The following is a 25,507-nucleotide window of genomic DNA, read 5'->3' on the forward strand; positions in this document are numbered from 1 at the left end:
CTGTCCACCTCAGGCGGACAGTATCCGCCCAAAAATGCCTGATCCTTTTATTGAGGTTCAGGCATTTTGTTTTTAGCAGGTAGTATTCATCAATAAAGAGGGTTTATTCAAATTGTTAGAATAAAAAAACATATTAATCCGACTTGACTGATAGGAATATGTATAATACTATTTTCATAGACTAATTTACGCAACACAAAAATATATATATAAAAAGGGGGAAATAAGATGAATGCAATTCTTATCATTGTGAATGTTGCAGTATTGCTTTTGCTCATGGTCGGTTTACGCATGATGGCAAAGAAACATGTTTCATTCTCAAAACGTGTATTCACAGGTTTAGGTTTAGGACTTATTTTTGGTTTTATTATTCATTTAATTTACGGTACAGATTCTGAGGTTACAACGGAATCCATCGCATGGTTTAATATTGTAGGGTCAGGTTATGTTAAGTTACTACAAATGGTGGTTATGCCGCTCGTATTCATTTCAATCGTAGGTGCTTTTACAAAGTTAAAATTAACGAAGAATATTGGTAAAATCAGTATCCTTGTAATTGGAATTTTACTTGGAACTACTGCTATTTCTGCAGCAATTGGTATTGGTACATCATTAGGATTTGGTCTTGATGGTATCGAACTAACTGAAGGTGAAGCAGAAGCGGCACGAAATGCTGCGTTAGAGGAAAGAGCTGTTACGGTTGAAGCTATGACCATTCCTCAACAAGTTCTTGAGTTTTTCCCAGCAAATCCGTTTGCAGATTTAACAGGTTCTCGTGCAACTTCAACGATTGCTGTTGTTATCTTTGCAGCTTTTATTGGAATTGCTTACCTTGGAGTAAAGCGAAAAGAGCCGGAACATGCTGAACTTTTTGCGAAAATTATTGATGCTCTATACTCAGTAACAATGAGAATTGTTACGTTAATCCTTCGTTTAACGCCATATGGTATTTTGGCGATTATTACAAAGGTTGCAGCAACAAGTAACTATGACGCAATTGTAAAATTAGGTAAATTTGTTGTAGCTTCTTATGTAGCACTTATTCTTGTATTTATTGTTCATTTATTGTTATTAGCAATCGCAAAAATCAACCCAGTTAATTTTGTAAAAAAAGCTTTACCAACTTTAACATTTGCCTTCACTTCACGTTCAAGTGCAGGAACACTGCCGTTAACGATTAAGACGCAAACAAAAGATCTTGGTGTTTCTGAAGGGATTGCAAACTTTGCAGGTTCATTCGGACTAACAATCGGTCAAAACGGTTGTGCGGGGGTATATCCTGCGATGCTGGCAGTTATGGTTGCACCAGCAGCGGGTATTGATCCACTTAGCCCAGGATTTATTCTTTCATTGATTCTGGTAGTAGCAATTAGTTCATTCGGTGTAGCAGGTGTTGGTGGTGGTGCGACATTCGCAGCGTTAATCGTACTATCTGTTATGAACCTTCCAATTGCAATTGTAGGTCTCCTAATCTCAGTAGAACCACTAATTGACATGGGACGTACAGCACTAAACGTAAGTGGATCAATCACATCTGGAGTCTTAACAAGCAAAGCCACAGGTGAATTTGATCAAGAAGTATACCAACAACCAAATATTGTTGAAGCATAAAATTTGGTGACAATATAATATGGTGACATCATATGGTGACAGGCACCACTCGTGGACACTGTCCGTGTGGTATGGACACTTTTGAATTTACTGGATAGCTGTGATGGCTATCCAGTATTTTATGGATAAAAAACTAATCAAACGTTTGATTAGTTGGCTAGGGAACCTTTGTACAGTTCAATGATGAAGACGGAAATGAGTTTCTACTGAAAGGGTAAAACTCAAAATACCAATAACTAAGGCAGCCTCCGCAATGACTTACCATTGTGGAGGCTGCCTTTTTATCAGTTCTTTTTTCCGACACCATGCATAATAAATTGGATCGTCCGCTCAATTTCAAGCTCATCATCCCAGTCCAAATGTGGAAAGAGGACGTAACGGGAAATTAAGAAGCCAAGTATATTGGTAATCGTTAACCTTGCTATACTTTTCGGAGGCATATCAATGAGCTGCCCTTTTTCTTGATAGCCGACAATTACTTTTTCAACCCGGTCAAATATATTCTCTACAACGAGTTCAAAGAATTGTTCACGTAATTCCGGCTGGAAAGGAATTTCTTGAAACATAATCTTCACCACAGGAAGCATCCGGATGAGAAGATCTCTTCTATTTTCAATTGTTGCCTTCAGAAAATCTTCGACTGTCTCAAATTCCCGGTCAAGTACTTTATTAAAGTCCTTTACCACCAACGGAGCAATGAACTTTGTCATCAGCGGGGCTACAATCGAAACCAACAATTCCTTCTTTGTTTTATAATGTCGAAAGATTGTTCCTTCGGCTACTCCCGCCTTCTTGGCAATCTCACTCGTCGAGGAAGCAGCATATCCTTTTTCAGAAAAGGTTTCAATCGCTGCGACAATGATTTTCTTCTGCTTATCCGTTAATTTATCTTCATCAAATAACTGCTGCAGCATCAATTCTTCTTCAGTCATAGTTAACTCCTTAACACTATCACAAATTAAATTTTCCTATATTTTTTCAATGCTACTACATTTAAAACAATGAAGACAAGGGCGAAGCCTAGTAGCACCAAAAGTTCGTCCGTAATAGCACCTAATCCTGACCCTTTATACATAACCTCTACTAAGGCACTGCCGCCATAATACATCGGCATACATTTAGCAAGTACCTGCATCCAGCCCGCCATTGACTCAAACGGGAAGATTCCTGCAAAAAAAACCTGTGGAATGATGGCAATCGGAATAAATTGCATCATTTGGAACTCGGAATTCGCAAAAGCAGAAAGAAGAATACCTAGTGACAACGCCACTAAAGCTAGAGTTAAATTTATGATTACTACATTCCAGAACGAACCTACGAGCGTAATATCTAAAACTTTAACGGCATACGTAACCACAATAATGGTTTGAACCACTGCAAATAAACCATATCCCAGCAAATAGCCAAAAACAATATCTCTCCTCAGGATAGGTGTTGCCAGTAAGCGTTCAAGGGTGCCGGTAGTTCGTTCACGCAGCAACGCAATTCCTGAAATTAAGAATACGAAGAAGAAGACAAAGAATCCAACTAAAATAGGACTTAACTGATCAAAAAAGATAGTATCTTTATTTCCATATATATAAGAAGTATTTATTTCAGGGGCTTTTACCTGCTCCATCTTAATAGGTACTCCTGGAAGCTTACTCTGAATATTTTCCATAAATGAAGACAGATTGACTGCCTGCTCTTTGGCCTTTTGTGCAGCAATTGCTTGTTGCACCTTGATTTTTAGTGCCTTTGCTGCAGTAGGCTGGTCATTTGTAAGTGTCAAAGAGATTTCTTCGCCAGTAAATTCAAGGATTCCATCTAAGTCTTTATCTAATAAGATGTCTTTTGTATTTTCGACAACCTTTAGTACAGTAATGTCAGTATCTTTTAATATTTCAACTAGCATGTCATCTGCATTAATCACACCCAGTCTAGAATCAACTGTATTCCCTGCAAGGAGATAATTAAGGAGCGTAAGAATCAATAACGGGGCCACCATCATCAAAGCCAACGCCCGTTTATCACGCAGCATTTGGTGAAAAATCCTCTTAACCAAAGCTAATATACTCATAGCTGTTTACCTCCAGCCATTAAAAATACCTCTTCTAAACTGGTAATCCCATACTGATTTTTTAATTCTGCAGGAGAACCACTGGTGATGATCTCGCCATCTCGAACCATGGCCAGCCGGTCACATTTCTCTGCCTCATCCATTACATGTGTAGTCACTAAAATCGTCTTTCCTTCGTTTTTTAAACGATACAGTTCATTCCAAATAGAACGCCTTAACTCAGGATCTATCCCGACAGTCGGCTCATCTAAAATAAGGATTTCAGGGTCCTGTATCAAGGCAAGTGCTAGAGATAACCGCCGCTTCATACCTCCGGAATAGTTCTGGACCTTCTTTTTCAAATCTGCTTTAAGGTTCACTAAATCAGCGGCATAAGCAATCCGTTCTTTTTGGACATCTTTTTTTAGTTTAAAAAGAGAAGCAAAGAATGCGAGATTTTCCTCTCCTGTTAAATCCGAGTATAAGGCGTCCGCTTGGGCCATGTAGCCGATTCTCTGTAAAAGCTTCAAATTAGGAACAGCACTATTCAATACTTGGACATCGCCTAGGCTAGGTGAATCCATGCCCACGATAATCTTAACCAAGGTTGTTTTTCCTGAACCTGAAGGACCGATTAATCCGAAAATTTCTCCTGATTCTACTGTTAAGTTTATCTGATTGAGAACTAACTTTTTTCCAAAGCTTTTGCTCACGTCATTTATTACTATTGTTGATACCATTCTTAATCAACCCTCTCTGAAATGAGTGATTACTCACTCCGATTATAACAAATAAATACCTTACGTCACAATAGGTATCCTGATGGACATAGCTAAAAATTTTTATCCAATATGATATACTATTCTCACATAGTATATCGGGGGTGAAGAGTTGGCGAGGGAGCGGAAGTTTAATACGGTAGAGTTATTTAATGAGGCGAAGCAGCTGTTGCTGCACAATGGTTATGACGGATTTACATTCAGCCATTTAGCAGATCGAATGCAAGTATCAAGAGCTGCTTTATATAAGTACTATGAAAATAAAGAAGAGCTTATTACAGACTTAATGATCTATGAAATGGAAGAATTCCTTCATGAGTTAAAAGAAATTGAAAAACTTGAAGGCTTTGAAAAGCAATTCGACTTTTTAATGGATATAATTTTTAAGAAAACAGAAATACACCACTTAATTAAAGCAGCCGTGCATGTAATAGCTAGGCTGGACCGCTCAAATACAAACAAAGAAAAGCTAGAAAAGCTTCCTTTAGAAATGTACACCTATTTAAATAGTTTTATCCTTAAAGGAAAGGAAGATGGGAAACTGAAGTCCCATATTCCTGATAGTCTTATCATAGGATTTATCCTTCAGAGTGTTGCGATTCCCAATCATTTTAGGATTCCTCACCAAGAATGGCTAAACTCAATAAAAGAAATCATTCGTCAAGGAATGTTCAATAACTGCTAATTGACACAAGTGTAACTTTGGAAGATAATGAAATTGTACTTGTGTCAGTTATTTTTTATTAAAAGTTACATTAGTGTCACTTATATTATAATGAAGGAGCCTAAAAGTATGAATTCATTCTTACGACCTGTAACCGATCGTGTGACCTCGAGAAAAGGTATGTGGATAACGCTTGGAATCTGGCTTTTAATCACCATACTGCTATCTGTCCTTGCACCTAGTGCAAAGGAATACGAGGTGTCAAGTATTGATTCGATACCTGCCGATGCAAAATCGATTATCGCCCAAGAAAAAGTCGATACCTATTTTCAAAATAATGAAGGAATACCAGCCATATTGGTTTTTCAATCTGATGACAATAAAGTGGAAATTTCAGATTTAAATCAATTTATGGAAAAACTTGCTCAAGTAGAAGGAATAAAAGAATATGTTCCTTTACCCAACTTGCCTCCACAAGCAACAGCTAGTTTTTTTTCAAAGGATCAAAGTACTTTAATCCTTCCATTAACGTTTGAATCAGATTTAGAGTCTAAGGAAATAAGAACGGCGTTAGAAGAAATAGAAGGAATTGTTGAGAAACATACAGACCTAACATTATATACTACCGGTCCGGCAGGAATTGCGGTGGATTCCCTCAATCTCTTTTCCCGTGCTGATTTAGTGTTATTATTTTCAACTGTAGGATTAATCTTAATCTTATTAATCGTGATTTACCGATCTCCATTATTAGCTTTGATTCCGTTGTTTGCAGCAGCATTTGTCTATCAGGTTGTGAATCAGATACTAGGGCTTATGGGGAAGGCTGGATTAGTGATTAGTAATCAAACTTTTTCAATTATGACGATTCTTTTGTTTGCAGCGGTCATTGATTATTCTCTATTCGTCTTCTCACGTTACCGTGAGGAATTAAAAAAATTCGATAGCAAATTTGAGGCGATGAAGCAGGCAATGAGCGAAACAGGGACACCCGTTTTCTTCTCAGGAGGAACTGTATTAGCTGCTATGCTAGTTCTCTTCTTCGCCGAGTTCGGAGATTATCGTAATTTTGCCCCTGTTTTCGCAGCAGCAATGCTTGTTATTATGTTTGCTTCGATTACCCTTGTACCAGCACTGTTCACTTTGTTTGGAAGAAAATCTTTCTGGCCTAAGATTCCAAAAGTGGGTGAGGAAAGTGTTAAATCCAGTTCAATCTGGAGTAGAATTGGCAAATTTGTCGTGAAAAAACCAGTACTATCAGCTTCCGTTATAGGTATCATTCTTCTAGCTTCAGCGCTTAACATGTTTAATCTGAAGTATGAATTCGATACGATGAAGTCGTTTCCGAAGGATATGCCTTCAAGGCAAGGCTATGAAATATTAGAAGAAAAGTTTGAAAAAGGTGATTTAGCTGCAACCACTGTATTGTTTGAGGCTAAAGAAGAGATAACACCTGAACAGCAAGGGGCATTGCTTGAAACTCTTGCTGATCAAGAGCTAGTTAGTAACGTCCGTCCGAATGGCACCACATCAGATCAAAAGGTAGTCCAGTATAGTCTCACGTTTAAGGAAAGCCCATATGCGGTGGAAACCATGGATGCGCTGGAAAAGATGAGAGACAATGCTGATAAGCTGTTAGCAGAGAGCAATCTTGATGGTGAACTTCATTTTGCAGGAGAGACGGCAAAGAAAGTCGATGATCGTGCAATAAACGACAGAGATCTTATCGTGATTGTTTTGCTTGAGTCACTGTTAATTTTTGTGATGTTAATTGTCTTGACAAAGTCATTCAAAATGCCGATTTATATGATGGGTACGATTTTAATTTCATTCCTGGCGGCAGTCGGTTTAGGAATGTTCTTAAGCAGTTTGTTTTTTGATATCGATACTATCAGTAATCGAGTGCCTCTATACTCGTTTGTCTTTTTAGTGGCACTTGGAATTGATTACAATATTATATTAATTTCAAGATTTATAGAAGAAAGAAAAAAACACTCTGTTAAAAAGGCAGTTGAAATTGCCGTATCAACCACTGGCGGTGTTATTTCTTCAGCAGGGATTATACTTGCAGCAACTTTCGCAGTATTGATGACCCAGCCAATCCAATTATTGTTCGTATTTGGTTTTATCGTTGCAGTTGGAATTTTACTAGATACGTTCCTAATTCGAGGTATCTTATTACCGGCGTTAATCATTTTCTTTGAAAAAGATAAACCAGCAGCAGCGAAGGATGCTCAATAAAAGCGAAAGCACCAAGGATCTCCGTCCTTGGTGCTTTTTTTTCTGGATTTAACTACCATTTAAACTAAAAAAAATATATAGTAATAGAGAATTTTCTAGTTTATGATAAAGTAAAAAATTATGGTTTTTTGGGTGGGAGTTCATTGTTTCTAATAGATTATATTGTAAATCTCTCAATTTTTTCACTTTTAGTTAGTAGTCCTTTAGTAATACGCTCTTTTTTTAATCATAAGCCCATAAAACATGCTCGTCTTTGGATCGGTGTCTACGGAGGAATTGTATCGGTTATTCTCATCATGCTATCAATACAAGAGCAGGGATATTCCTATGATATCCGCTATGCGCCCGTAATACTGATATTTGCCTACCTGGGACCATTTGCAGGAATTATTACTGGATCGTTTGGACTACTTGCGAGATTGTACTCAAGCGGACATTGGGACACGGCTATTAGCGGTTGGGCTGCTATGATGATTGGGTTTACTATCATCTATTATTTTACGAAGAGATATACACCATTAATTAAATCTATTATTTTATCTAGTTCATATATACTCATTTATATTATTACTGTACCAATTGTTTTCAACGTATTTAGAGATAACCCATTCTTTCACTTCCAATATATTCTGTTTGTGATATTAGGGGTTATTCTAGGGTTCTTATTGATAGAGTCTTATGTTAAGCTACATAGACTTAACAACAGATTGTCCGACATGTATAGGATGGTAGAAGCAAGTGAGTCCAAATACAGACTAATTGCTGAGAATACATCTGATCTTATTATGGTGATGGATAAAGAGCATTCTCTTACTTACTTTTCTCCTTCTCATGAAATCGTTTTAGGGTATCAATGCTGTGAACTAGAAGGTGTAAAATTATGCCGGTTCATTCATCCCGATGATGTTGCATTGTTTCAAAATATGATTAATAGAATGTTTGTTAGTAAAGAATTAAAATCAATTGAATTTCGACTGAACCATAAACATGGCCGCTGGATTGAATTCGAATCAAGGTGTGTGCCTGTAAGCGGTGATAATGGAGAAGTTGAACATATTGTCATCATCAGCCGTGATATTTCTGAGCGTAAAAAGGCAGAAGAAATTCTCTTGCAATCTGAGAAACTATCGATTGTCGGTGAGTTAGCAGCAGGAGTTGCCCATGAAATTCGCAATCCCCTTACAACGATAAAGGGATTTGTACAGCTTTTTAAATGGGAAAATGGGGCAGATGAAATAAATGATTTGCTTCTAAGTGAACTAGGAAGAATTGAAACGATTACGAGTGAAATGCTTACTCTTGGAAAACCACAGGCTGTTGCGCTTCATCGGACGAATATAAGAGAACTTGTAGAGAATACGCTTGAACTTCTTTCACCGCAAGCACATTTGGAAAATATTCAATTCAATCTATGTGTGGAGGAATCGCCATTTTTTATTAATGGGGAGAAAAATCAGTTAAAGCAGGTATTTCTTAATGTGTTAAAGAATGCAATAGAGGCAATGCCTGAAGGAGGAAACATTCATATTCATCTCCAAAAGGGTGAAGACGGTGAATGTGTCCTTACGGTTCAGGATGAAGGCTGTGGAATTCCAGAAGAACTTCTGCCTCGCTTAGGTGAACCTTTTTATAGTTTAAAAGAAAAAGGAACCGGACTTGGCTTAATGATTTGCAATAAAATCATTAAACAGCACCATGGAAGTATTACGTACCAAAGTAAAGAACAACAGGGTACCTTGGTTGAAATTAAATTACCTTTAGTAAGTTAAAAACAAGAGGGCACGTTCCTGCAAGAGGATCGTGTCTTTATATTTATTGTCTAGCTGCAGCGCCTAGGGGCTCTCAGGTCTAAGCCAATCCGGCAAAAAGGTCAAAGAGCAACCTTTCTGCCGGCTCGTCTTATGCCTGTCGCCCCTGGGAAAAAATGAACTGCTTTTTTCCTTGGGCAAGGCGCTTCCGCTTTTCTATTTGGCACAGTTCTTGCAGATTAAAAAGGTGTGAGCAATAAACTCACCTATTTTTTCAGGAGGTGCTGTTAGTGAATAAAATTATTTCATTGGATGAAGTTACTTCTTTTTTTAAAGATGGCATGAGTATTATGGCAGGTGGCTTTATGGGGGTTGGTACACCGGAGGATCTTGTATCCGCCTTGCTTGAAGCGGACGTTAAGGATATTACTTTGATTGCAAATGATACCGCTTTCATTGAAAGCGGCGTGGGACCTTTAATTGTAAACCATAGAGTTAAGAAAGTGATTGCTTCACATATCGGGACAAACCCAGAAACTGGCAGGCAAATGATCGCGGGTGAAATGGAGGTAGAACTAGTACCTCAAGGAACACTTGCAGAACGTGTTCGTGCAGGCGGAGCTGGCCTTGGCGGCATATTAACTCCAACCGGTGTGGGAACTGTTGTCGAAGAAGGCAAGGAAAAGCTGACGGTAGATGGACGTGAATATTTGCTCGAAAAACCGCTTCGTGCTGAAGTAGCCCTTCTTAAAGCATATAAAGCGGACAAATCCGGAAATTTGGTTTACCATCGTTCAGCTCGTAACTTCAACCCTTTCATGGCGCTTGCGGCTGATCACGTTATCGTCCAAGTAGAGAAATTGGTGGAGGTCGGAGAAATAGACCCTGATGAGGTTATGACTCCAGGAATCCTCATCGATAAAATTTATGTTCAGGGAGGTAGTCAATAATGGTACAAACCTTAGTGAATCCAAAACAAGTTATCGCAGCTCGAGTGGCAAAGGAACTGAAAGATGGAGATGTAGTAAACCTCGGAATCGGCTTACCGACAATGGTGCCGAATTACCTCCCTGACGGCGTAAATGTCATTCTTCAATCTGAGAATGGTTATGTAGGACTTGGTCCTCTAGAAGGAGAGATTGATCCGGATTTGGTCAATGCGGGCGGACAGCCTTCAGGAATTCTTCCTGGTGGTGCATTTTTTGACAGCGTATTCTCATTTGAGCTAATCCGCGGCGGACATGTTGATTTAACCGTCCTTGGAGGGCTTGAAGCTGATCAAAAAGGAAACCTTGCAAACTGGATGGTCCCTGGGAAAATGGTTCCTGGTATGGGTGGAGCGATGGATTTAGTGACAGGTGCAAAGAAGGTCATTGTCGCTATGGAGCATTCAGCAAAGAATGGCTCCTCTAAAATCCTCGAAGAATGCCGCTTGCCTCTGACAGGAAAAGGTGTAGTAGATCTGATTGTGACGGAATTAGCCGTTTTTCGTGTAACCGAAGAAGGGCTAGTATTAGAGGAGCTACAAGAGGGAGTAAACCTTGAGACCGTTAAGGAAAAAACGGAAGCCACATTTATAATTGGACCAAGAGTATCATTAGAATTAATTTCCTAAGAGTATGAAGTGTTAGAGCGTTAATAGTGGAGCAATGGATTCCGAAAATACGGAAAATTCCAGAAAAGCGGAATGAACAATCACTAATATTCCGCATTCCCGGAAAAAACCATCCCTAAATGTTTCCTAATTATAAAATAGTAATCTACTAGATGTTACTATTTAATTAGTATAATAATAGGCAATATTGCTACTATTTAGTAATTAAATGCATTTGGCATAGAAATTGCATTAGTATAAATGTAAGCATTTTGATGGAAACGCTTACCAAAGGGGTATTTGTTTGAAACATGCAAAATAACTAAATAGGGGGATTTAAATGGATTTAATTGTTATTCTTTTGGCGCTCGGACTGCTTATGTTCGCCGCCTACCGTGGGTTTTCAGTTATTTTATTCGCTCCATTATGTGCCATTTTAGCTGTTTTATTTATTGATCCGAGTCAAGTTTTGCCATTTTTCTCTGGTATATTTATGGAAAAAATGGTTGGATTTATCAAATCCTACTTCCCAGTCTTCCTACTAGGAGCAATCTTCGGTAAGGTCGTTGAAATGTCAGGGATTGCAGAATCTATCGCAAAGACGATTGTTCGTATTTTAGGTGCAAAGCGTGCGATGTTAACGATTGTTTTATTAGGTGCAATCTTAACTTATAGCGGAGTTAGCTTATTCGTAGCGGTATTTGCTATTTACCCATTCGCTGCTCAAATGTTCAGAGAAGCGAATATTCCTAAACGACTTATTCCTGGTACGATTGCACTTGGTGCTTTCACATTCACCATGGATGCCTTACCAGGAACGCCGCAAATTCAAAACGTTATTCCAATTGCATTCTTTAAAACAGACATTTATGCTGCCCCAATCCTAGGTATCATTGGCGCAATCTTTGTTTTAACTCTTGGCTTATTGTACTTGGAAATGAGAAGGAAAAAGGCAGAGAGTGCGGGAGAAGGCTATTACGGCTTCGGTACTGAGAATGCAGCTGCTTTAGCAAAAGACTTAATAGAGGAAAAAGAAGAACATGTTCCTGATTTAACTTCCAATCAATCTGTTTTAAGACAAATATTAGCATTTGTTCCACTTATTTTAGTAGGAGTGACCAATAAACTTTTCATTACGTTTATCCCGCAATGGTATCCAAATGGATTTGATTTTAAAGCGATTGGTTTACCATACACAATCGACGTTACAGCAAGTGCTGCCATCTGGGCGATTGAGATGGCATTAGTGGTCGGTATTCTTTCTTCTCTATTATACGATTGGAAACGAGTATCGAATAAATTTAAAGAGGGTATCAACCAAAGTATTAGCGGTTCCTTACTAGCTACCATGAATACGGGTGCTGAATATGGGTTTGGCGGTGTTATTGCTGCACTTCCTGGCTTTGCGAAAATTAGTGATGGAATTTCATCTACGTTCACAAATCCACTAGTAAACGGCGCAGTTACAACGAGTACTCTTGCAGGTGTTACAGGTTCAGCATCTGGCGGTATGGGAATTGCGTTAGGCGCCATGGCTGATCAATACAATAAGGCCATTGCAGCAGCAAATATTCCACCTGAAGTTATGCACCGTGTTGTGGCGATGGCATCAGGAGGTATGGATACACTTCCACATAATGGTGCGGTTATTACACTTTTAGCGGTAACAGGATTAACACATAAACAATCCTACCGTGACATTTTTGCGATTACAATTATCAAAACAATTGCTGTATTCTTCATTATTGCTGTCTATACTTTCCTAGGTCTTGTCTAAAATTTAGAAACATACCTTTGATAGTAAATAAATTTTTTAGGAGGGTCCAAACATGTTAGTAGGAAAAGTAGCATTTATTACTGGATCTGCAAGTGGAATCGGGTTAGAAGTCGCTAAGACTTTTGCACAAGAGGGAGCAAAAGTAGTCATTTCTGATTTAAATAAAGAAAAGAGTGACATTGTTGCAGAAGAACTGCAAGGACAAGGGTATGAGGCTTTTTCTGCTCCTTGTGATGTCACCGATGAGGAAGCATTCAAGAATGCTATAGCTTCTGCACATAGCAGGTTTGGAAGAATCGATATTTTAATAAATAATGCGGGGCTTCAGTATGTTTCTCCCATCGAAGATTTCCCTACTGAAAAATTCGAATTGTTAGTTAAAGTGATGCTGACAGCTCCGTTTATTGGGATTAAACATGTATTCCCTATTATGAAGGAACAGGGTTTTGGAAGAGTCATTAATATGGCATCGATTAATGGAGTAATTGGATTTGCGGGCAAAGCTGCCTACAATAGTGCAAAACACGGGGTAATTGGCTTAACTAAAGTAGCTGCATTAGAGGGTGCCCAACATGGAATCACGGTTAATGCCCTTTGCCCAGGCTATGTGGATACACCATTAGTTAGAAACCAGCTTAAAGACTTGTCTATTACACGGAATGTTAGTATAGACCGTGTAATCGATGACGTACTCCTTACACTTGTACCTCAAAAAAGGCTGTTAGCAGTGTCCGAAATTGCGGATTATGCTGCTTTCTTGGCAAGTGATAAAGGTAGAGGAGTTACAGGTCAAGCCGTTATTCTTGATGGTGGATATACCGTTCAATAGAAAAAAAGATCCTGCTCGGTTTACCGAACAGGGTTCTTTTTTTCTATCTGATAAATAACCAAGTCTCTTTGATATAATGAACGTAAACAAAAATGACCAGGGTGAAAAACTATGAAACTAGGAACGGAAAAAATTCCACATCATTGGATTGAAGAAATTATTAATCTTGCAGGTGAACGTATTGTTGTGGTTGATCGAGATGGCATTATTCTTTATATCAATTCAGCTTATTGTGAATTTCTAGGCACCACGGTTGAAAAAGCTATCGGAAAGCCTGTTCAAGATGTAATTGAGAACTCAAGGATGCATATCGTCGCAAAAACCGGACAAAAAGAGCTGGCCTCTGTTCAGCCTATTAACGGCAGTGATATGATTGCAAACCGTTATCCTCTTATTATTGATGGTGAATTAGTAGGAGCTGTTGGAACAGTTATGTTTCGCAATCCCGAGGATTGGATATTATACAAGAACAAAATTCAGCATCTCGTTGAAGAAGTAAACTATTATAAAACGAAAGCGGAAAAAACCGTTAAAAGCAAATATTACTTCAGTAACTTAATTGGCAAGAGTCCTTCTTTTACTGCTATCAAAAAGTTAGCAGAAAGAGTTTCTGGAAGTCAATCTGCTGTTCTCATACTAGGAGAATCAGGTACGGGAAAGGAATTGTTTGCTTCTGCTATTCACAATAACAGCATGCGTGCCTCTTTTCCGTATGTCCCAATCAATTGTGCCTCCATTCCCGAGCATTTACTTGAATCGGAATTGTTTGGTTACGATGATGGAGCTTTTACCGGTGCCAAAAAAGGTGGAAAGAAAGGGCAATTCCAGATGGCGAATCGTGGAACGATTTTCCTTGATGAAATCGGAGATATGCCGCTTGCGATGCAAAGTAAGCTTTTAAGAGTCTTGCAGGAGCGGGAGATACTTCCTATTGGTGGTCAAAAATCAATTCCTGTAGATGTTCGTATCATTGCTGCCACACATCGGAATTTGGAGAAAATGGTAGAGGAAGGAACATTTCGTCAAGATTTATATTATCGGTTAAATGTAATCAAAATTGAAATTCCTCCACTAAGAGAACGCATAGGCGATATTGAGTTAATATCCATTAATCTATTAGAAAAGCTAGAAAGAAAATTCTATCGGAAGGGTATTAAGCTTTCAGCTGAAGTAGTAGAGCGACTCAATCAGCATAAGTGGCAAGGGAATATTCGAGAACTCGAGAATGTTCTAGAACGGTCAATCAATGTCTTAGACGGGGATACAATAGAAATTGCGCACCTGCCATTATATTTACGAGATAGTGAAACCGTAAGTGATTCTAAAATGTCAAACGTGAAGGAATCGGTAAATGTTTCAGATATGCCTATTCAGTCATTAAAAGAAACACTTGCACAAGTGGAAAAACAAGCCATCCTAAAGGCTCTTTCTATTGTGAATGGTAATAAACTCGAAGCAGCAAGGTTACTTAAAGTAGGGAAAACTAAATTCTATGAGAAATGTAAAACATATTCTATTCAATAAAAGAAAAGGGTATTTTCCTATACAGGTGATGCCCTTTATTCATAATGAAGAATGGGAACTTATTTGGGCAAAGTCTTTGAGCGATAAAGACTTTGCCTCATTTTTTTTATATAGTTGGTTTAATTACTGGAATGTTCCCAACATATTGTTTACGAAATTGACTGGGTGACAGTTTTTCTAGTTTTTTAAAGACCCTGCTGAAGTATGCAGACTGGGTGAAGCCGCAAACATCTGAAATTCTATCCGTGCTCCAATCTGTTGAAACGAGCAGAATCTTTGCTTGGTCTATCCGTATTTTATTAATAAATTCAATCGGTGTGCAGCCAAAAGCCTGAATCATACATCTTGCAATATGATTAGGATGGAACCTTAGGGCATGGCCTAGATCTTCGTAAGTGACCTTCTTGGCATAATTTTTTCTTAAATAAAGGGCAGCTTTTTCAGCTACGGCAAATGCAGGCATAGAGTTTGATAGTTTCGTATGCGTTGAGAGCTCCTGAAGTAATTGTTGAAAAAGTACTTGTCGCTGCCATTCTTTTGTGTAGAATGACTCATATTCAGAAGAAACAATATTTGAGCACAGCTGTTCAACGCTTCCAAGGTTTGACAAATTACAATACTGAGGCAGTGTAATTCCGAATGGACTTTCAACAAAAGCGTTATTCCACTCTCCAGTTGCATTTTCATCGTATTGGAAGGGTTTAGATGTTGTTAGATCCTGCCAGCCTTTGGATGTATTGAAATGAAACCAAAAAGAGTGAGTAATCTGGTCACAGGGTGTTATAGAAAAATGGTGACGATCAGGATAAAGGATTAGCGTATCCCCTTTATTAACCTGAAATTGTTTGTCATCTTCTCCCATATGCAATTGTCCTTCTGTGACAACTAACAAATCAAAGACACCAATGTTTTTACGATTGATATGTGATTGCCCTATATCAAAAATAACTTGACCAGCAGCAAGCAAAGTCGGCAGGGGAGGGGCAAATAATTGAAGCATGTTTATCTCCTCTTATGTTAGAATTGTGCAAATTTTTGTTATGATTTTGCATTTTATTCTTTAATTATAACCCTATAATAGGTTCATAAATGTTTTATTTTTGTTACTAGGGTAAAAGAATGAGAGGTAAATATAAATACATATAAGGGGAGTTAGGATAATAATATGTATTTATGTTTAAGCATCGGGGAGGGAATAGTGAATGATGCAAAGCATGCGCTGGGTATGGGGGTATATAAGGGATTTTCGAATAAGGTTATTTTGCGGCCTTTTTCTAGCATTAGTGGTTTCTGTATTGAATATGCTAAACCCCTATTTCGCTGGGAAAATCGTTGATAAGGTTATTTATGGCCAAGATAGTGAACTGTTATGGGTTTTTTTGGGTTCAATGATTGGTGTAACACTTATTAAGACAGTTGTTCGCTATAATTATCAGTTAATGTTCGAACGTGTTTCCCAAAGTGTCATCTTCTCGATACGAGAAAAATTATATGACAGGCTTAACCAATTAGATTTTAGGTTTTTCGATCAGACGAAAACAGGGGATATCATGGCTCGAATGACAGGGGACATGGAAGCTGTCAGGCATTTTACCGCATGGACAATTTATATGATATTTGAAAATGTTACAATCCTGCTATTTGCCATTGGGTTTATGTTCTATATTCATCCGCCGTTAGCTTTAGCGATGCTTGCGGTTACACCGATTATTGGATTCTTTGCGATGCGTTTATCCTTTACAGTCAAACCAACGTTTTCAGCCATTCGGGGACAGTTTGCTAGGTTAAATTCAGTCGTGCAGGAAAACATTAGTGGGAATCGAGTCGTAAAGGCCTTTGCTAAGGAAGGATATGAAATTGAAAAGTTTTCAAAAGAAAATGAGGCTTTCAAGGAGAAGAATCTTGATTCCTCAAGAGTCTGGGAAAAGTATTTGCCTATTCTCGATTCACTTGCAGGCGTATTAACAGTGGTAATGATCGTAGTTGGAGGATACATGGTCATTAATCAGTCTCTGACTATGGGTGAGTTAGTCACGTTTAATTCATTGATTTGGGCATTAAATAATCCAATGCGAATGGCTGGGTGGCTACTGAATGATGTCCAAAGGTTTGTTGCCTCGGCTGAAAAAGTGGAAGAATTATTAAATACAGAACCAGAGATAAAGAATGAAACAAAAAGCTACAATGTTAAACATTTCAAAGGTGTTGTGGAATTTGACCAAGTTTCCTTTAGTTATGGAGACGAACAAGTATTGAATGATATAAGCTTCAAGATTAGGCAAGGACAAACGGTAGGTATTATCGGTCCCACAGGAGCTGGTAAATCAACATTAGTCAATCTTCTAAGCAGGTTTTATGATGCTTCCAAAGGGGAAGTAAGATTGGATGGACTTAATGTAAGAGATTGGGATATTCATAAATTGAGAAATAGCATGGCTACCGTTATGCAGGATATCTTTCTTTTTTCAGATACGATTGAAGGAAATATAGCTTATGGCAACCCAAATGCTTCCTTCCAAGCCGTTAAAGCTGCAGCTAAAATGGCCGAAGCAGATGATTTTATTTCAAAGCTACCGGAAGGATACGATACCATTATAGGAGAACGGGGAGTAGGTCTTTCCGGAGGGCAGCGGCAACGGATTGCTTTAGCGCGGGCGATACTAAAAAATCCATCTATCCTGATTTTGGACGATACAACATCAGCATTGGATATGGAAACAGAATTGCGGATCCAAAGAACCTTAAAATCATTTCTAAAGGAAAAAACCTGCTTTATTATTGCTCATCGTATTTCTTCCGTAAAAGATGCAGATTTAATTCTTGTAATGGAAAATGGCACAATCATTGAAAGAGGGAATCATAAAGAATTGCTTGCGAAAAAAGGGAACTACTATAAAGTGTTTAGAAATCAAGTTGGAAACTTTGATGGTGTGCATGACTTTGAGGAGGTGAACTATCTCAATGGCGCGCAATAAATTTGATGTGGATGAAGAGTTGGAATCTCCATTTAGTTTTGTACAGCTTAAGCGGTTGATGGTTTATTTAAAGCCCTACAAGAAAAAGATTCTATTTACGGTGTTTATCATGTTGATTGCCAGTGGAGCAAACTTAATTGGACCGTATCTAATTAGTAAAGCCATTGACGAGGAGATTCCGAGTAAGGATATAGGCGGCTTAATGCTTCTTGCAGGTACTTACTTAATTGCGATAATCATTACTGGAATATGTATGAAATATAAAATTAGAATGATGTCCCAGATTGGGCAAAGCGTCATCGTCCAGATAAGGAAAGACTTGTTTACTCATTTACAAAAGTTATCCTTCACCTTTTATGACAGCAGACCACATGGGAAGATTTTGGTGAGAGTGGTAAACTACGTAAACTCCTTAAGTGATTTACTGTCGAATGGATTAATTAATTTAATTACTGACCTTTTCAGTCTTCTTGTGATTGTAGGCTTTATGTTAGCGATTGATGTAAAACTAACCCTGATGGCGATGATTGGATTTCCAGTCCTTGCAGGTGTAATCCTGCTAATAAAAAATGCCCAGCGGAAGGCATGGCAAATGTTAAGCAACAAACAATCCAATATGAATGCTTATATTCATGAAAGCATTAATGGTATTAAAGTGACGCAGGCTTTTACAAGGGAAGAAGAAAACAAACGGATTTTCAGTGAGGTATCAGATAGTTATAGAGGCTCGTGGATGAGGGCAGTGAGGATTCAGTTCCTGCTATGGCCATCGATTGAAAATATTTCAGTCCTGACGACCTCACTTATTTATGTTGTCGGCATCTCTCTGATTGGCAATGGAGTAACAGTTGGAGCATTGGTTGCCTTTGTTGGGTATATAGGAATGTTTTGGGCGCCTATTGCGAATATAGGGAACTTTTATAATGCCATCATTAATGCCACGGCATATTTAGAAAGAATATTTGAAATGATTGATGAAAAACCAACAGTTAAAGATCTTCCGATTGCTTCTAATCTCCCATTAATAAAGGGTGAAGTGGAGTTCAAGGATGTTACCTTTGGGTATGAAGAAGGGGAAAAAATCCTTAAGAACATTCATCTAAGTGTGAATCCAGGAGAAACAATCGCTCTAGTCGGAGCTACTGGTTCAGGAAAGACAACGATTGTCAGTTTGCTTAGTCGTTTTTATGATGTAAGCAGTGGAAGAATTGAAATAGACGGAGTGGATATTCAATCGGTAACCGTTGCCTCTCTCAGAAAGCAGATGGGGGTCATGCTTCAGGATCCTTTTATTTTCTCAGGAACGATTATGGATAATATCCGATATGGACGGCTTGATGCTACAGATGAAGAAGTGATGGAAGCAGCGAAGGCTGTACAGGCGCATCCATTTATTAGTGGATTGTCTGAAGGGTATCAAACAGAGGTAAATGAAAGAGGCACAAGGCTTTCTACTGGCCAGAGACAGCTGATTTCATTTGCACGTGCGCTGTTAGCGGATCCGAAAATATTAATTCTTGATGAGGCAACATCCTCCATAGATACAGAAACGGAGCTAGCCTTACAAAAAGGACTTGAGACACTATTGTCAGGTAGAACGTCCTTTATTATTGCCCATCGTCTTTCCACCATACAGAATGCAAACCGTATTCTTGTAATCGATAAAGGCAGAATCATAGAAGAAGGTTCTCATAAAGAATTAATAGGTCAAAAAAGTACCTACTGGAAGCTGCATCAATCACAGCATCAATCCTTAGAAGTGGGATAAATAGCAGAGTCAAAGGAAAAACTAAGAAAACGAGGGAAAGGGCCTGAATGTATCAGGCTCTTTTGTTTTTTTCTTTTACTATTTATTTTTAGTAAAAATTTTAGTAAAAATAATAGATTTATTTTACCCTAAGAGTTAAAATAAACGTATAGATAGAATGATGGAGGGACGACAATGAACATCACAAAGTTAACAACTACATTTAGAGAACTATTTGAGGGCCAGCCTGAGCAGGCATTCTTTGCTCCGGGGAGAATTAATTTAATTGGTGAACACACAGATTACAATGGCGGTCATGTCTTTCCATGTGCGATTACATATGGAACATATGCTGTTGCTAAGAAAAGGCAAGACCATTTAGTCCGTCTTTACTCCGTAAACTTTCCGAACAAAGAAATCATTGAATTTGATTTAACACAATTAGATTATGATAAGCAACATAATTGGGCTAATTATCCAAAAGGAATGATTCGTTATATAAAGGAAGCAGGCTATGATATTCCGCAAGGTTTTGAGTGTGTAATTGAAGGAAATATCCCAAATGGAGCAGGACTTTCATCCTCCGCATCGATTGAGCTGCTGACTGGAGTGCTTTTAGATGGATTATTTAAATTAGGAATTCCTCGTCTGGATATGATTAAGCTTGGTAAAAGAGTTGAAAATGAGTTCATTGGTGTCAACAGTGGAATTATGGACCAATTTGCGATTGGAATGGGAAAAAAGGATGCTGGAATATTGCTTGATTGCCAGACATTGAACTTCCAGTACGCTCCCATTAAGCTTGAAGGGTACAAGATTTTAATCATGAATACCAATAAGCGCAGAGAGCTGGCAGATTCCAAATACAATGAACGTCGTGGGGAATGTGAACAAGCTTTAGCACAGCTTCAGCAAAGACTTCCCATCCAAGCACTTGGACAGCTGACTGAAGCAGAGTTTGATGAAAATCAAAGCTTACTAATGGACGAGACGGTCCGAAAGCGTGCGAAACATGCTGTGTATGAGAATGTAAGAACCCTAAAGGCTCTTGAAGAATTAGAGGCTGGGAATCTAGAGGCATTTGGACAGTTAATGAATCAATCACATATTTCGCTGCGTGACGATTATGAAGTGACTGGGGTTGAACTAGACAGTTTAGTAGAAGCTGCTTGGAAACAGCCAGGTGTACTTGGTGCCCGCATGACAGGCGCTGGATTTGGGGGCTGTGCGATTGCAATCGTTGAAAATGAACAGGTTGACAGCTTTATTGCTAATGTTGGTGCAGCTTACCAGGACAAAATTGGATATTCTGCAGATTTCTATGTAGCAAGTATTGGCGATGGGGCAAAAGAAATTCATATGGGGGAATTTGAATGAGTATTCTTGTTTTAGGCGGGGCTGGTTATGTTGGTTCTCATGCAGTTTACCAGCTAATTGATCAGGGGTCACAAGTGGTGGTTATCGATAATTTACAAACCGGCCATCGTGATGCCATTCATCCAAAAGCACATTTCTATGAAGGTGATATTCGCAGCCGTGAGTTTATGCGTTCTGTTTTTGAAAAAGAAAACATTGAAGCAATCCTGCATTTTGCCGCCAACTCTCTTGTTGGCGAATCGATGACGGAGCCCTTAAAGTACTATGATAACAATGTATTCGGTACACAAATTGTCCTCGAAATGATGAAGGAATTTAATGTGAAGCCTATCATCTTTTCGTCGACAGCCGCGGTTTATGGTGAACAGAAGGTTGTCCCTATTACAGAAGATGCTCGGACAATGCCAACGAACACCTATGGTGAAACAAAGCTTACAATGGAAAAAATGATTGCTTGGTGCGAAAGGGCATTTGACCTTAAATATGTTTCACTCCGATATTTTAACGTTGCTTCCGCAAGAAGCGGCGGGGAGATTGGAGAAGACCATAACCCTGAAACGCATTTAATTCCCGTTGTATTAGAGGCTGCGTTAGGAAAAAGACCGGCGGTAACGGTCTTTGGTCAAGATTATGATACGGCCGATGGGACCTGCGTCCGAGATTACATTCATGTTGAAGACTTAATTGATGCACATCTTCTTGCACTAAGCTATTTGCAAAATGGCGGGAAAAGTAATGTATTTAATCTTGGCAGCAGTCAGGGATTTTCGGTAAAAGAAATTATCGAAACAGCTAAAGAAGTAACAGGTATTGATATTCCTGTTCAATTCGGTGAACGCCGTTCTGGCGACCCTAGTACGTTAATTGCCTCATCAGAAAAAGCCAGAGGTGTACTTGGGTGGAATCCAACTAGAACCTCCATACACCAAATCATCAGCGATGCGTGGAACTGGCATCAGCATCATCCCGATGGATATGAGAGGTGAACGGTATGATCAATCAACTAATTCAACAATTAATCAATCAAGCCCTTGCAGTAAAATTAATAGAGACTGAGGATGAAATTTACGCTCGCAATCAAATTCTTTCACTCTTGCGTTTAGTTGAGTTTAAGGAATGTGCTACAGAGACTAATGTGGAAATTCCAGATTTACTTGATCAGATTGTTGAGTACGCCTGTCAACAAGGGATTATAGAAGAAATTTTTGATGAAAAAGAGATTTTTGCAAGTAAAATCATGAATTGCTTTATGGCACGTCCATCAACGGTTAATCAACAATTTAACGAAAAATATAAACAAAATCCGCAAATTGCGACAGCGTTTTTTTATGAATTAAGTAAAAATAGTAACTATATCCAGATGAAGCGGATTCGCAATAATATAGAGTACAAGGTTAACACGGACTATGGTGAACTGGACATTACCATAAATCTATCGAAACCAGAAAAGGACCCTAAAAGTATTGAACTGGAACGTGCTGTGGCAAAAACTGATTATCCTAAATGTTTGCTATGTGTTGAAAATGAAGGGTATGCAGGAAGAATAGGTCACCCGGCGCGCTCGAATCACCGCATGATCCGGATAAATCTTTTAGAGGAGAATTGGTTTTTACAGTATTCTCCTTACGTCTACTATAATGAACATTGTATTGTTTTGTCTGAGGAACATAGGGATATGAAGATTACTTCGGCGGCCTTCAAGCGTCTTTTAAACTTTGTCGAGCAGTTTCCACATTATTTTGTCGGCTCCAATGCTGACTTGCCGATTGTCGGTGGTTCCATTTTGTCCCACGATCATTATCAGGGCGGGCATTATGAATTTGCGATGGCAAAAGCGGAGGATGATTGGAACTTTGAGTTAGAAAAGTTCCCGAATGTTCATGGTTCTGTTGTTAAATGGCCTATGTCTGTCATTCGGTTACGCTCAAAGGAAATTGAACACCTTGTAGAAGCGGGTGAGCATATTTTAACGGAATGGAGAAATTACAGCGATGAAGCAGTAGGAATCCATGCAAAAACAGACGATACTCCCCACAATACGATTACACCTATTGCACGTAAGAAAGAGGATTTATATGAATTAGATTTAGTTCTACGGAACAATGTGACAAGTGAGGAACATCCACTTGGAATTTTTCATCCACATCAGGACGTTCATCATATTAAGAAGGAAAATATCGGGCTAATCGAAGTAATGGGGCTTGCTGTATTACCAGCACGCTTAAAGGCTGAACTTAAAGAGGTTGAAAAGTATATTCTAGGAAAAAACGATAGTGTTGCTGATTACCATATGGATTGGGCACAAGTTTTAAAAGAAGAATATCAAGCTGTGGCAACAGATTCAAACGTAGAAGCAATTGTAAGAGAAGAGACTGGTAAGAAGTTTTTAAGATGCTTAGAAGATGCTGGTGTTTATAAGAGAAATGAAGAGGGAAAAGCCGGATTCAAACGCTTCATCTCGTCTTTATCATAGGTTACGAATAAGCTGACATCGAGATTGGCATAGGTGCTTATATTTTTGAAGTGAACTAATGGAGTGGAAAAAGAATGAAAATAATAGATAAAGTATTCGGTAGATATCATGATGAGCAAGTAATGGAGTATACCCTTGTCAACGATTCAGGCATGTCTGTATCATGCCTGAATTACGGTTGTATCATTACCAAAATAATGGCCCCTGACCGCAATGGTACCATTGAAAATGTCGTGCTTGGATTTGAGAACCTAGAAGATTATATTGATTTGGCTCCATATTTTGGCTCGGTTGTCGGTCGAGTCGCTGGAAGAATCAGCAACTCACAGTTTGAACTAGATGGGGAAGTTTATCGGGTGACCCCTAATGAGGAACCAAACCATCTTCATGGTGGTAAGAAAGGCTTTAACTGTGTTATTTGGAAAGCGGAAAGTATGGAAACGGAGAATGGTGTTGGGGTGAAATTTTTCTATAGAAGCTTGGATGGAGAAGAAGGCTATCCTGGAAATTTGGATACGACCATTGTCTACCTTTTAAATAATCAAAATGAACTGAGCATTTCTTATGAAGCGGTAACAGATCAAAAAACAATCGTAAATTTAACGAATCATTCTTATTTTAATTTAAGCGGAAATATAAAGAGAGATTGTTCCGAGCATATCTTACAATTAGAAAGCAACCGCTTTTTAGAGCTTGGATCAGATTTAATCCCTACGGGAAGAATGATTGAATCTAATAATACCCCTTTTGACTTTCATCATGGTCGTTTGTTGAAGACGGGTATGAAATCCGCTCATCCACAAAATGCGCTTGCGGGTAACGGGTATGACCATCCGCTTCTTTTTACAAAAAAGGGAGAAAATACAGTGGCGTTAAGTGAAAAAGAGAGTGGCCGGACATTGTTGGTTACTACAGATCAGCCTTGCGTGGTTCTTTATACAGCAAATCAACTGGAAGGTCCTTTTTCAATAGCTGGTGTTCGAGCAAGGAATTATTTAGGGGTGTGTCTAGAAACACAAGGACTGCCAGATGCTATTAACCACACAAATTTTCCAAGCATTGTTTTAAACCCAGAGGAAGTATATAAAGCCACAACAAAATATCGCTTTTTTTCGAATACAATAGGAGTTTGATGAATGGCTACAATTAAGGATATTGCAGAATTAGCAGGAGTATCTATCGCAACGGTATCCCGAGTATTAAATTATGATAGTTCATTATCTGTTGGTGATGAAACAAAAAAGAGGATATTTGAGGTTGCGGAGCAGCTTTCCTACAAAAAGAAACCAGCTAGAAAACTAGAAACCGGAAAAATTGCACTATTACAATGGCATACAGAAAAAGAGGAATTAGAAGATTTATATTATATGTCGATTCGTTTGGGTGTCGAAAATCAATCCAGACAATTGGGCTTTTCTGTAGCAAAGTACTTTCAAGACAACTATGCCGATTTAAAACAGGATGAGATACAAGGTCTTATCGCAATCGGAAAATTTAGTGAGAAACAAATAAAGGATTTGGTATCCATTACAAGTAATATCGTTTTTGTGGATATCTCACCCGATGAAGAAAAGTTTGATTCCATCGTGATTGATTTTGAAAAGGCAACTAAGAAGGTCATTGATCATTATTTGAAGCACGGTCATAAGACGATTGGGTATATTGGTGGAAGAGAAGTATTCAAAGATAAGACATCGACTATTAAAGACCCGAGAGAAGTAACCTTCAAAACCTATTTGAATGAAAAAGGGGTATTGAATGATGCGTTTATGTACGTGGGTTCATTCTCTGTTGATGACGGTCATTCATTCATGAAAAAGGCCATTCGTGAGCATGGAGAGAACCTGCCAACCGCTTTCTTTGCGGCGAATGATTCGCTGGCAGTTGGAGCACTTAGGGCTTTATTGGAAGAAGGGATTCCTGTTCCAGGCCGAGTGAACATCATTGGCGTCAATGACATCAGCATCTCCAAATATGTCTTCCCCTCATTAAGCACCGTGAAAGTCTATACCGAACTAATGGGAGAAACAGCCGTTAATACCTTGGTAGAAAGATTTGAAGGCCGAAAAATAGCTAAAAAAATAATTATCTCCACCCAACTTATCATTAGAGATAGCAGCTCCTAGGAGGAGA

Annotated in this window: 20 protein-coding genes; 16 read left to right on the forward strand and 4 right to left on the reverse strand. The window is 38.6% G+C overall.

Features of this window, described 5'->3' with window-relative positions; all coding sequences use genetic code 11:
- Nucleotides 1-228 precede the first annotated feature (228 nt).
- Nucleotides 229-1,611 carry an L-cystine transporter gene (locus M3189_RS19715; protein WP_251636934.1) on the forward strand — a complete coding sequence of 461 codons (1,383 nt, stop codon included), beginning with the start codon at nucleotides 229-231 and terminating at the stop codon, nucleotides 1,609-1,611.
- Between the two features lie 284 nt (nucleotides 1,612-1,895).
- Here M3189_RS19715 and M3189_RS19720 read toward each other — a convergent pair whose 3' ends face one another.
- From M3189_RS19720 to M3189_RS19730, 3 genes are read right to left on the reverse strand one after another with little or no spacing between them, the layout of a single operon-like run.
- Entirely contained in the window at nucleotides 1,896-2,543 is a 648-nt protein-coding gene (locus M3189_RS19720; protein ID WP_251636936.1) for a TetR/AcrR family transcriptional regulator, read from the reverse strand.
- Nucleotides 2,544-2,569: 26 nt separating this feature from the next.
- The gene (locus M3189_RS19725; RefSeq protein WP_251636939.1) at nucleotides 2,570-3,670 is read right to left on the reverse strand and encodes an ABC transporter permease; all 1,101 of its coding nucleotides are present in this window, start codon (nucleotides 3,668-3,670) and stop codon (nucleotides 2,570-2,572) included.
- A complete protein-coding gene (locus tag M3189_RS19730) occupies nucleotides 3,667-4,389 on the reverse strand; it encodes an ABC transporter ATP-binding protein (protein WP_251636940.1) in 723 nt (240 codons plus the stop codon). The genes M3189_RS19725 and M3189_RS19730 overlap by 4 nt, the downstream gene beginning before the upstream one ends.
- Before the next feature lie 151 nt (nucleotides 4,390-4,540).
- On the opposite strand from M3189_RS19730, the gene M3189_RS19735 reads away from it, so the two are divergent.
- The 8 genes from M3189_RS19735 (at nucleotide 4,541) to M3189_RS19770 (ending at nucleotide 14,802) form a co-directional block, all read left to right on the forward strand.
- Nucleotides 4,541-5,113 (forward strand): TetR/AcrR family transcriptional regulator, encoded by a 573-nt coding sequence (locus M3189_RS19735; RefSeq protein WP_251636942.1) that lies wholly within the window; start codon nucleotides 4,541-4,543, stop codon nucleotides 5,111-5,113.
- A gap of 108 nt (nucleotides 5,114-5,221) precedes the next feature.
- A complete protein-coding gene (locus M3189_RS19740; protein WP_251636944.1) occupies nucleotides 5,222-7,330 on the forward strand; it encodes an MMPL family transporter in 2,109 nt (702 codons plus the stop codon).
- A gap of 296 nt (nucleotides 7,331-7,626) precedes the next feature.
- Nucleotides 7,627-9,099 (forward strand): ATP-binding protein, encoded by a 1,473-nt coding sequence (locus M3189_RS19745; RefSeq protein WP_251636945.1) that lies wholly within the window; start codon nucleotides 7,627-7,629, stop codon nucleotides 9,097-9,099.
- Between the two features lie 269 nt (nucleotides 9,100-9,368).
- Nucleotides 9,369-10,028, forward strand: a complete 660-nt coding sequence (gene atoD / locus M3189_RS19750; RefSeq protein WP_353057457.1) for an acetate CoA-transferase subunit alpha — start codon at nucleotides 9,369-9,371, stop codon at nucleotides 10,026-10,028.
- Nucleotides 10,028-10,693 carry a 3-oxoacid CoA-transferase subunit B gene (locus M3189_RS19755; RefSeq protein WP_285889749.1) on the forward strand — a complete coding sequence of 222 codons (666 nt, stop codon included), beginning with the start codon at nucleotides 10,028-10,030 and terminating at the stop codon, nucleotides 10,691-10,693. Before atoD ends, M3189_RS19755 begins: the two co-directional genes overlap by 1 nt.
- A gap of 319 nt (nucleotides 10,694-11,012) precedes the next feature.
- Nucleotides 11,013-12,449, forward strand: a complete 1,437-nt coding sequence (locus M3189_RS19760) for a GntP family permease (protein ID WP_251636947.1) — start codon at nucleotides 11,013-11,015, stop codon at nucleotides 12,447-12,449.
- Nucleotides 12,450-12,501: 52 nt separating this feature from the next.
- On the forward strand, nucleotides 12,502-13,278 hold the full coding sequence (locus M3189_RS19765; RefSeq protein WP_251636949.1) for a 3-hydroxybutyrate dehydrogenase: 777 nt from the start codon (nucleotides 12,502-12,504) through the stop codon (nucleotides 13,276-13,278).
- A gap of 111 nt (nucleotides 13,279-13,389) precedes the next feature.
- Complete coding sequence (locus tag M3189_RS19770) at nucleotides 13,390-14,802, forward strand: sigma-54 interaction domain-containing protein (RefSeq protein WP_251636951.1); 1,413 nt, start codon at nucleotides 13,390-13,392, stop codon at nucleotides 14,800-14,802.
- Nucleotides 14,803-14,908: 106 nt separating this feature from the next.
- Here M3189_RS19770 and M3189_RS19775 read toward each other — a convergent pair whose 3' ends face one another.
- A complete protein-coding gene (locus M3189_RS19775) occupies nucleotides 14,909-15,802 on the reverse strand; it encodes a helix-turn-helix domain-containing protein (RefSeq protein ID WP_251636954.1) in 894 nt (297 codons plus the stop codon).
- 205 nt (nucleotides 15,803-16,007) lie between these two features.
- Between M3189_RS19775 and M3189_RS19780 the strand changes: the two genes are divergently transcribed.
- The 7 genes from M3189_RS19780 to M3189_RS19810 all read left to right on the forward strand — a co-directional run bounded on the left by M3189_RS19780 (nucleotide 16,008) and on the right by M3189_RS19810 (nucleotide 25,500).
- Nucleotides 16,008-17,777 carry an ABC transporter ATP-binding protein gene (locus tag M3189_RS19780; RefSeq protein WP_251637109.1) on the forward strand — a complete coding sequence of 590 codons (1,770 nt, stop codon included), beginning with the start codon at nucleotides 16,008-16,010 and terminating at the stop codon, nucleotides 17,775-17,777.
- On the forward strand, nucleotides 17,764-19,545 hold the full coding sequence (locus tag M3189_RS19785; protein ID WP_251636956.1) for an ABC transporter ATP-binding protein: 1,782 nt from the start codon (nucleotides 17,764-17,766) through the stop codon (nucleotides 19,543-19,545). Before M3189_RS19780 ends, M3189_RS19785 begins: the two co-directional genes overlap by 14 nt.
- Before the next feature lie 174 nt (nucleotides 19,546-19,719).
- Nucleotides 19,720-20,901, forward strand: coding sequence for a galactokinase (locus M3189_RS19790; RefSeq protein WP_251636958.1), 1,182 nt, complete (start codon nucleotides 19,720-19,722; stop codon nucleotides 20,899-20,901).
- Nucleotides 20,898-21,887, forward strand: a complete 990-nt coding sequence (galE, locus tag M3189_RS19795; RefSeq protein WP_251636960.1) for a UDP-glucose 4-epimerase GalE — start codon at nucleotides 20,898-20,900, stop codon at nucleotides 21,885-21,887. Before M3189_RS19790 ends, galE begins: the two co-directional genes overlap by 4 nt.
- A gap of 5 nt (nucleotides 21,888-21,892) precedes the next feature.
- A complete protein-coding gene (gene galT / locus M3189_RS19800; RefSeq protein ID WP_251636963.1) occupies nucleotides 21,893-23,374 on the forward strand; it encodes a UDP-glucose--hexose-1-phosphate uridylyltransferase in 1,482 nt (493 codons plus the stop codon).
- A gap of 74 nt (nucleotides 23,375-23,448) precedes the next feature.
- Nucleotides 23,449-24,507, forward strand: coding sequence for an aldose epimerase family protein (locus M3189_RS19805; RefSeq protein WP_251636965.1), 1,059 nt, complete (start codon nucleotides 23,449-23,451; stop codon nucleotides 24,505-24,507).
- A 3-nt stretch (nucleotides 24,508-24,510) separates the two neighbouring features.
- Nucleotides 24,511-25,500 (forward strand): LacI family DNA-binding transcriptional regulator, encoded by a 990-nt coding sequence (locus tag M3189_RS19810; RefSeq protein WP_251636967.1) that lies wholly within the window; start codon nucleotides 24,511-24,513, stop codon nucleotides 25,498-25,500.
- Nucleotides 25,501-25,507: the final 7 nt, after the last annotated feature.

Source organism: Neobacillus niacini (genome assembly GCF_023715415.1).
In the GTDB taxonomy this organism is placed as follows: Bacteria; Bacillota; Bacilli; order Bacillales; family Cytobacillaceae; genus Neobacillus; species Neobacillus niacini_C.

What these genes read in the sequence shown, in the direction of transcription:
- M3189_RS19755 (WP_285889749.1), top strand. Translation starts at nt 10,028, where the DNA reads ATGGTACAAACCTTAGTGAATCCAAAACAAGTTATCGCAGCTCGAGTG.
- M3189_RS19810 (WP_251636967.1), top strand. Translation starts at nt 24,511, where the DNA reads ATGGCTACAATTAAGGATATTGCAGAATTAGCAGGAGTATCTATCGCA.
- M3189_RS19790 (WP_251636958.1), top strand. Translation starts at nt 19,720, where the DNA reads ATGAACATCACAAAGTTAACAACTACATTTAGAGAACTATTTGAGGGC.
- M3189_RS19770 (WP_251636951.1), top strand. Translation starts at nt 13,390, where the DNA reads ATGAAACTAGGAACGGAAAAAATTCCACATCATTGGATTGAAGAAATT.
- M3189_RS19780 (WP_251637109.1), top strand. Translation starts at nt 16,008, where the DNA reads ATGCAAAGCATGCGCTGGGTATGGGGGTATATAAGGGATTTTCGAATA.
- M3189_RS19740 (WP_251636944.1), top strand. Translation starts at nt 5,222, where the DNA reads ATGAATTCATTCTTACGACCTGTAACCGATCGTGTGACCTCGAGAAAA.
- M3189_RS19805 (WP_251636965.1), top strand. Translation starts at nt 23,449, where the DNA reads ATGAAAATAATAGATAAAGTATTCGGTAGATATCATGATGAGCAAGTA.
- M3189_RS19730 (WP_251636940.1), bottom strand. Translation starts at nt 4,389, where the DNA reads ATGGTATCAACAATAGTAATAAATGACGTGAGCAAAAGCTTTGGAAAA.
- M3189_RS19745 (WP_251636945.1), top strand. Translation starts at nt 7,627, where the DNA reads ATGCTATCAATACAAGAGCAGGGATATTCCTATGATATCCGCTATGCG.
- M3189_RS19725 (WP_251636939.1), bottom strand. Translation starts at nt 3,670, where the DNA reads ATGAGTATATTAGCTTTGGTTAAGAGGATTTTTCACCAAATGCTGCGT.
- M3189_RS19715 (WP_251636934.1), top strand. Translation starts at nt 229, where the DNA reads ATGAATGCAATTCTTATCATTGTGAATGTTGCAGTATTGCTTTTGCTC.
- galE (WP_251636960.1), top strand. Translation starts at nt 20,898, where the DNA reads ATGAGTATTCTTGTTTTAGGCGGGGCTGGTTATGTTGGTTCTCATGCA.
- galT (WP_251636963.1), top strand. Translation starts at nt 21,893, where the DNA reads ATGATCAATCAACTAATTCAACAATTAATCAATCAAGCCCTTGCAGTA.
- M3189_RS19785 (WP_251636956.1), top strand. Translation starts at nt 17,764, where the DNA reads ATGGCGCGCAATAAATTTGATGTGGATGAAGAGTTGGAATCTCCATTT.
- M3189_RS19760 (WP_251636947.1), top strand. Translation starts at nt 11,013, where the DNA reads ATGGATTTAATTGTTATTCTTTTGGCGCTCGGACTGCTTATGTTCGCC.
- M3189_RS19765 (WP_251636949.1), top strand. Translation starts at nt 12,502, where the DNA reads ATGTTAGTAGGAAAAGTAGCATTTATTACTGGATCTGCAAGTGGAATC.
- M3189_RS19720 (WP_251636936.1), bottom strand. Translation starts at nt 2,543, where the DNA reads ATGACTGAAGAAGAATTGATGCTGCAGCAGTTATTTGATGAAGATAAA.
- M3189_RS19775 (WP_251636954.1), bottom strand. Translation starts at nt 15,802, where the DNA reads ATGCTTCAATTATTTGCCCCTCCCCTGCCGACTTTGCTTGCTGCTGGT.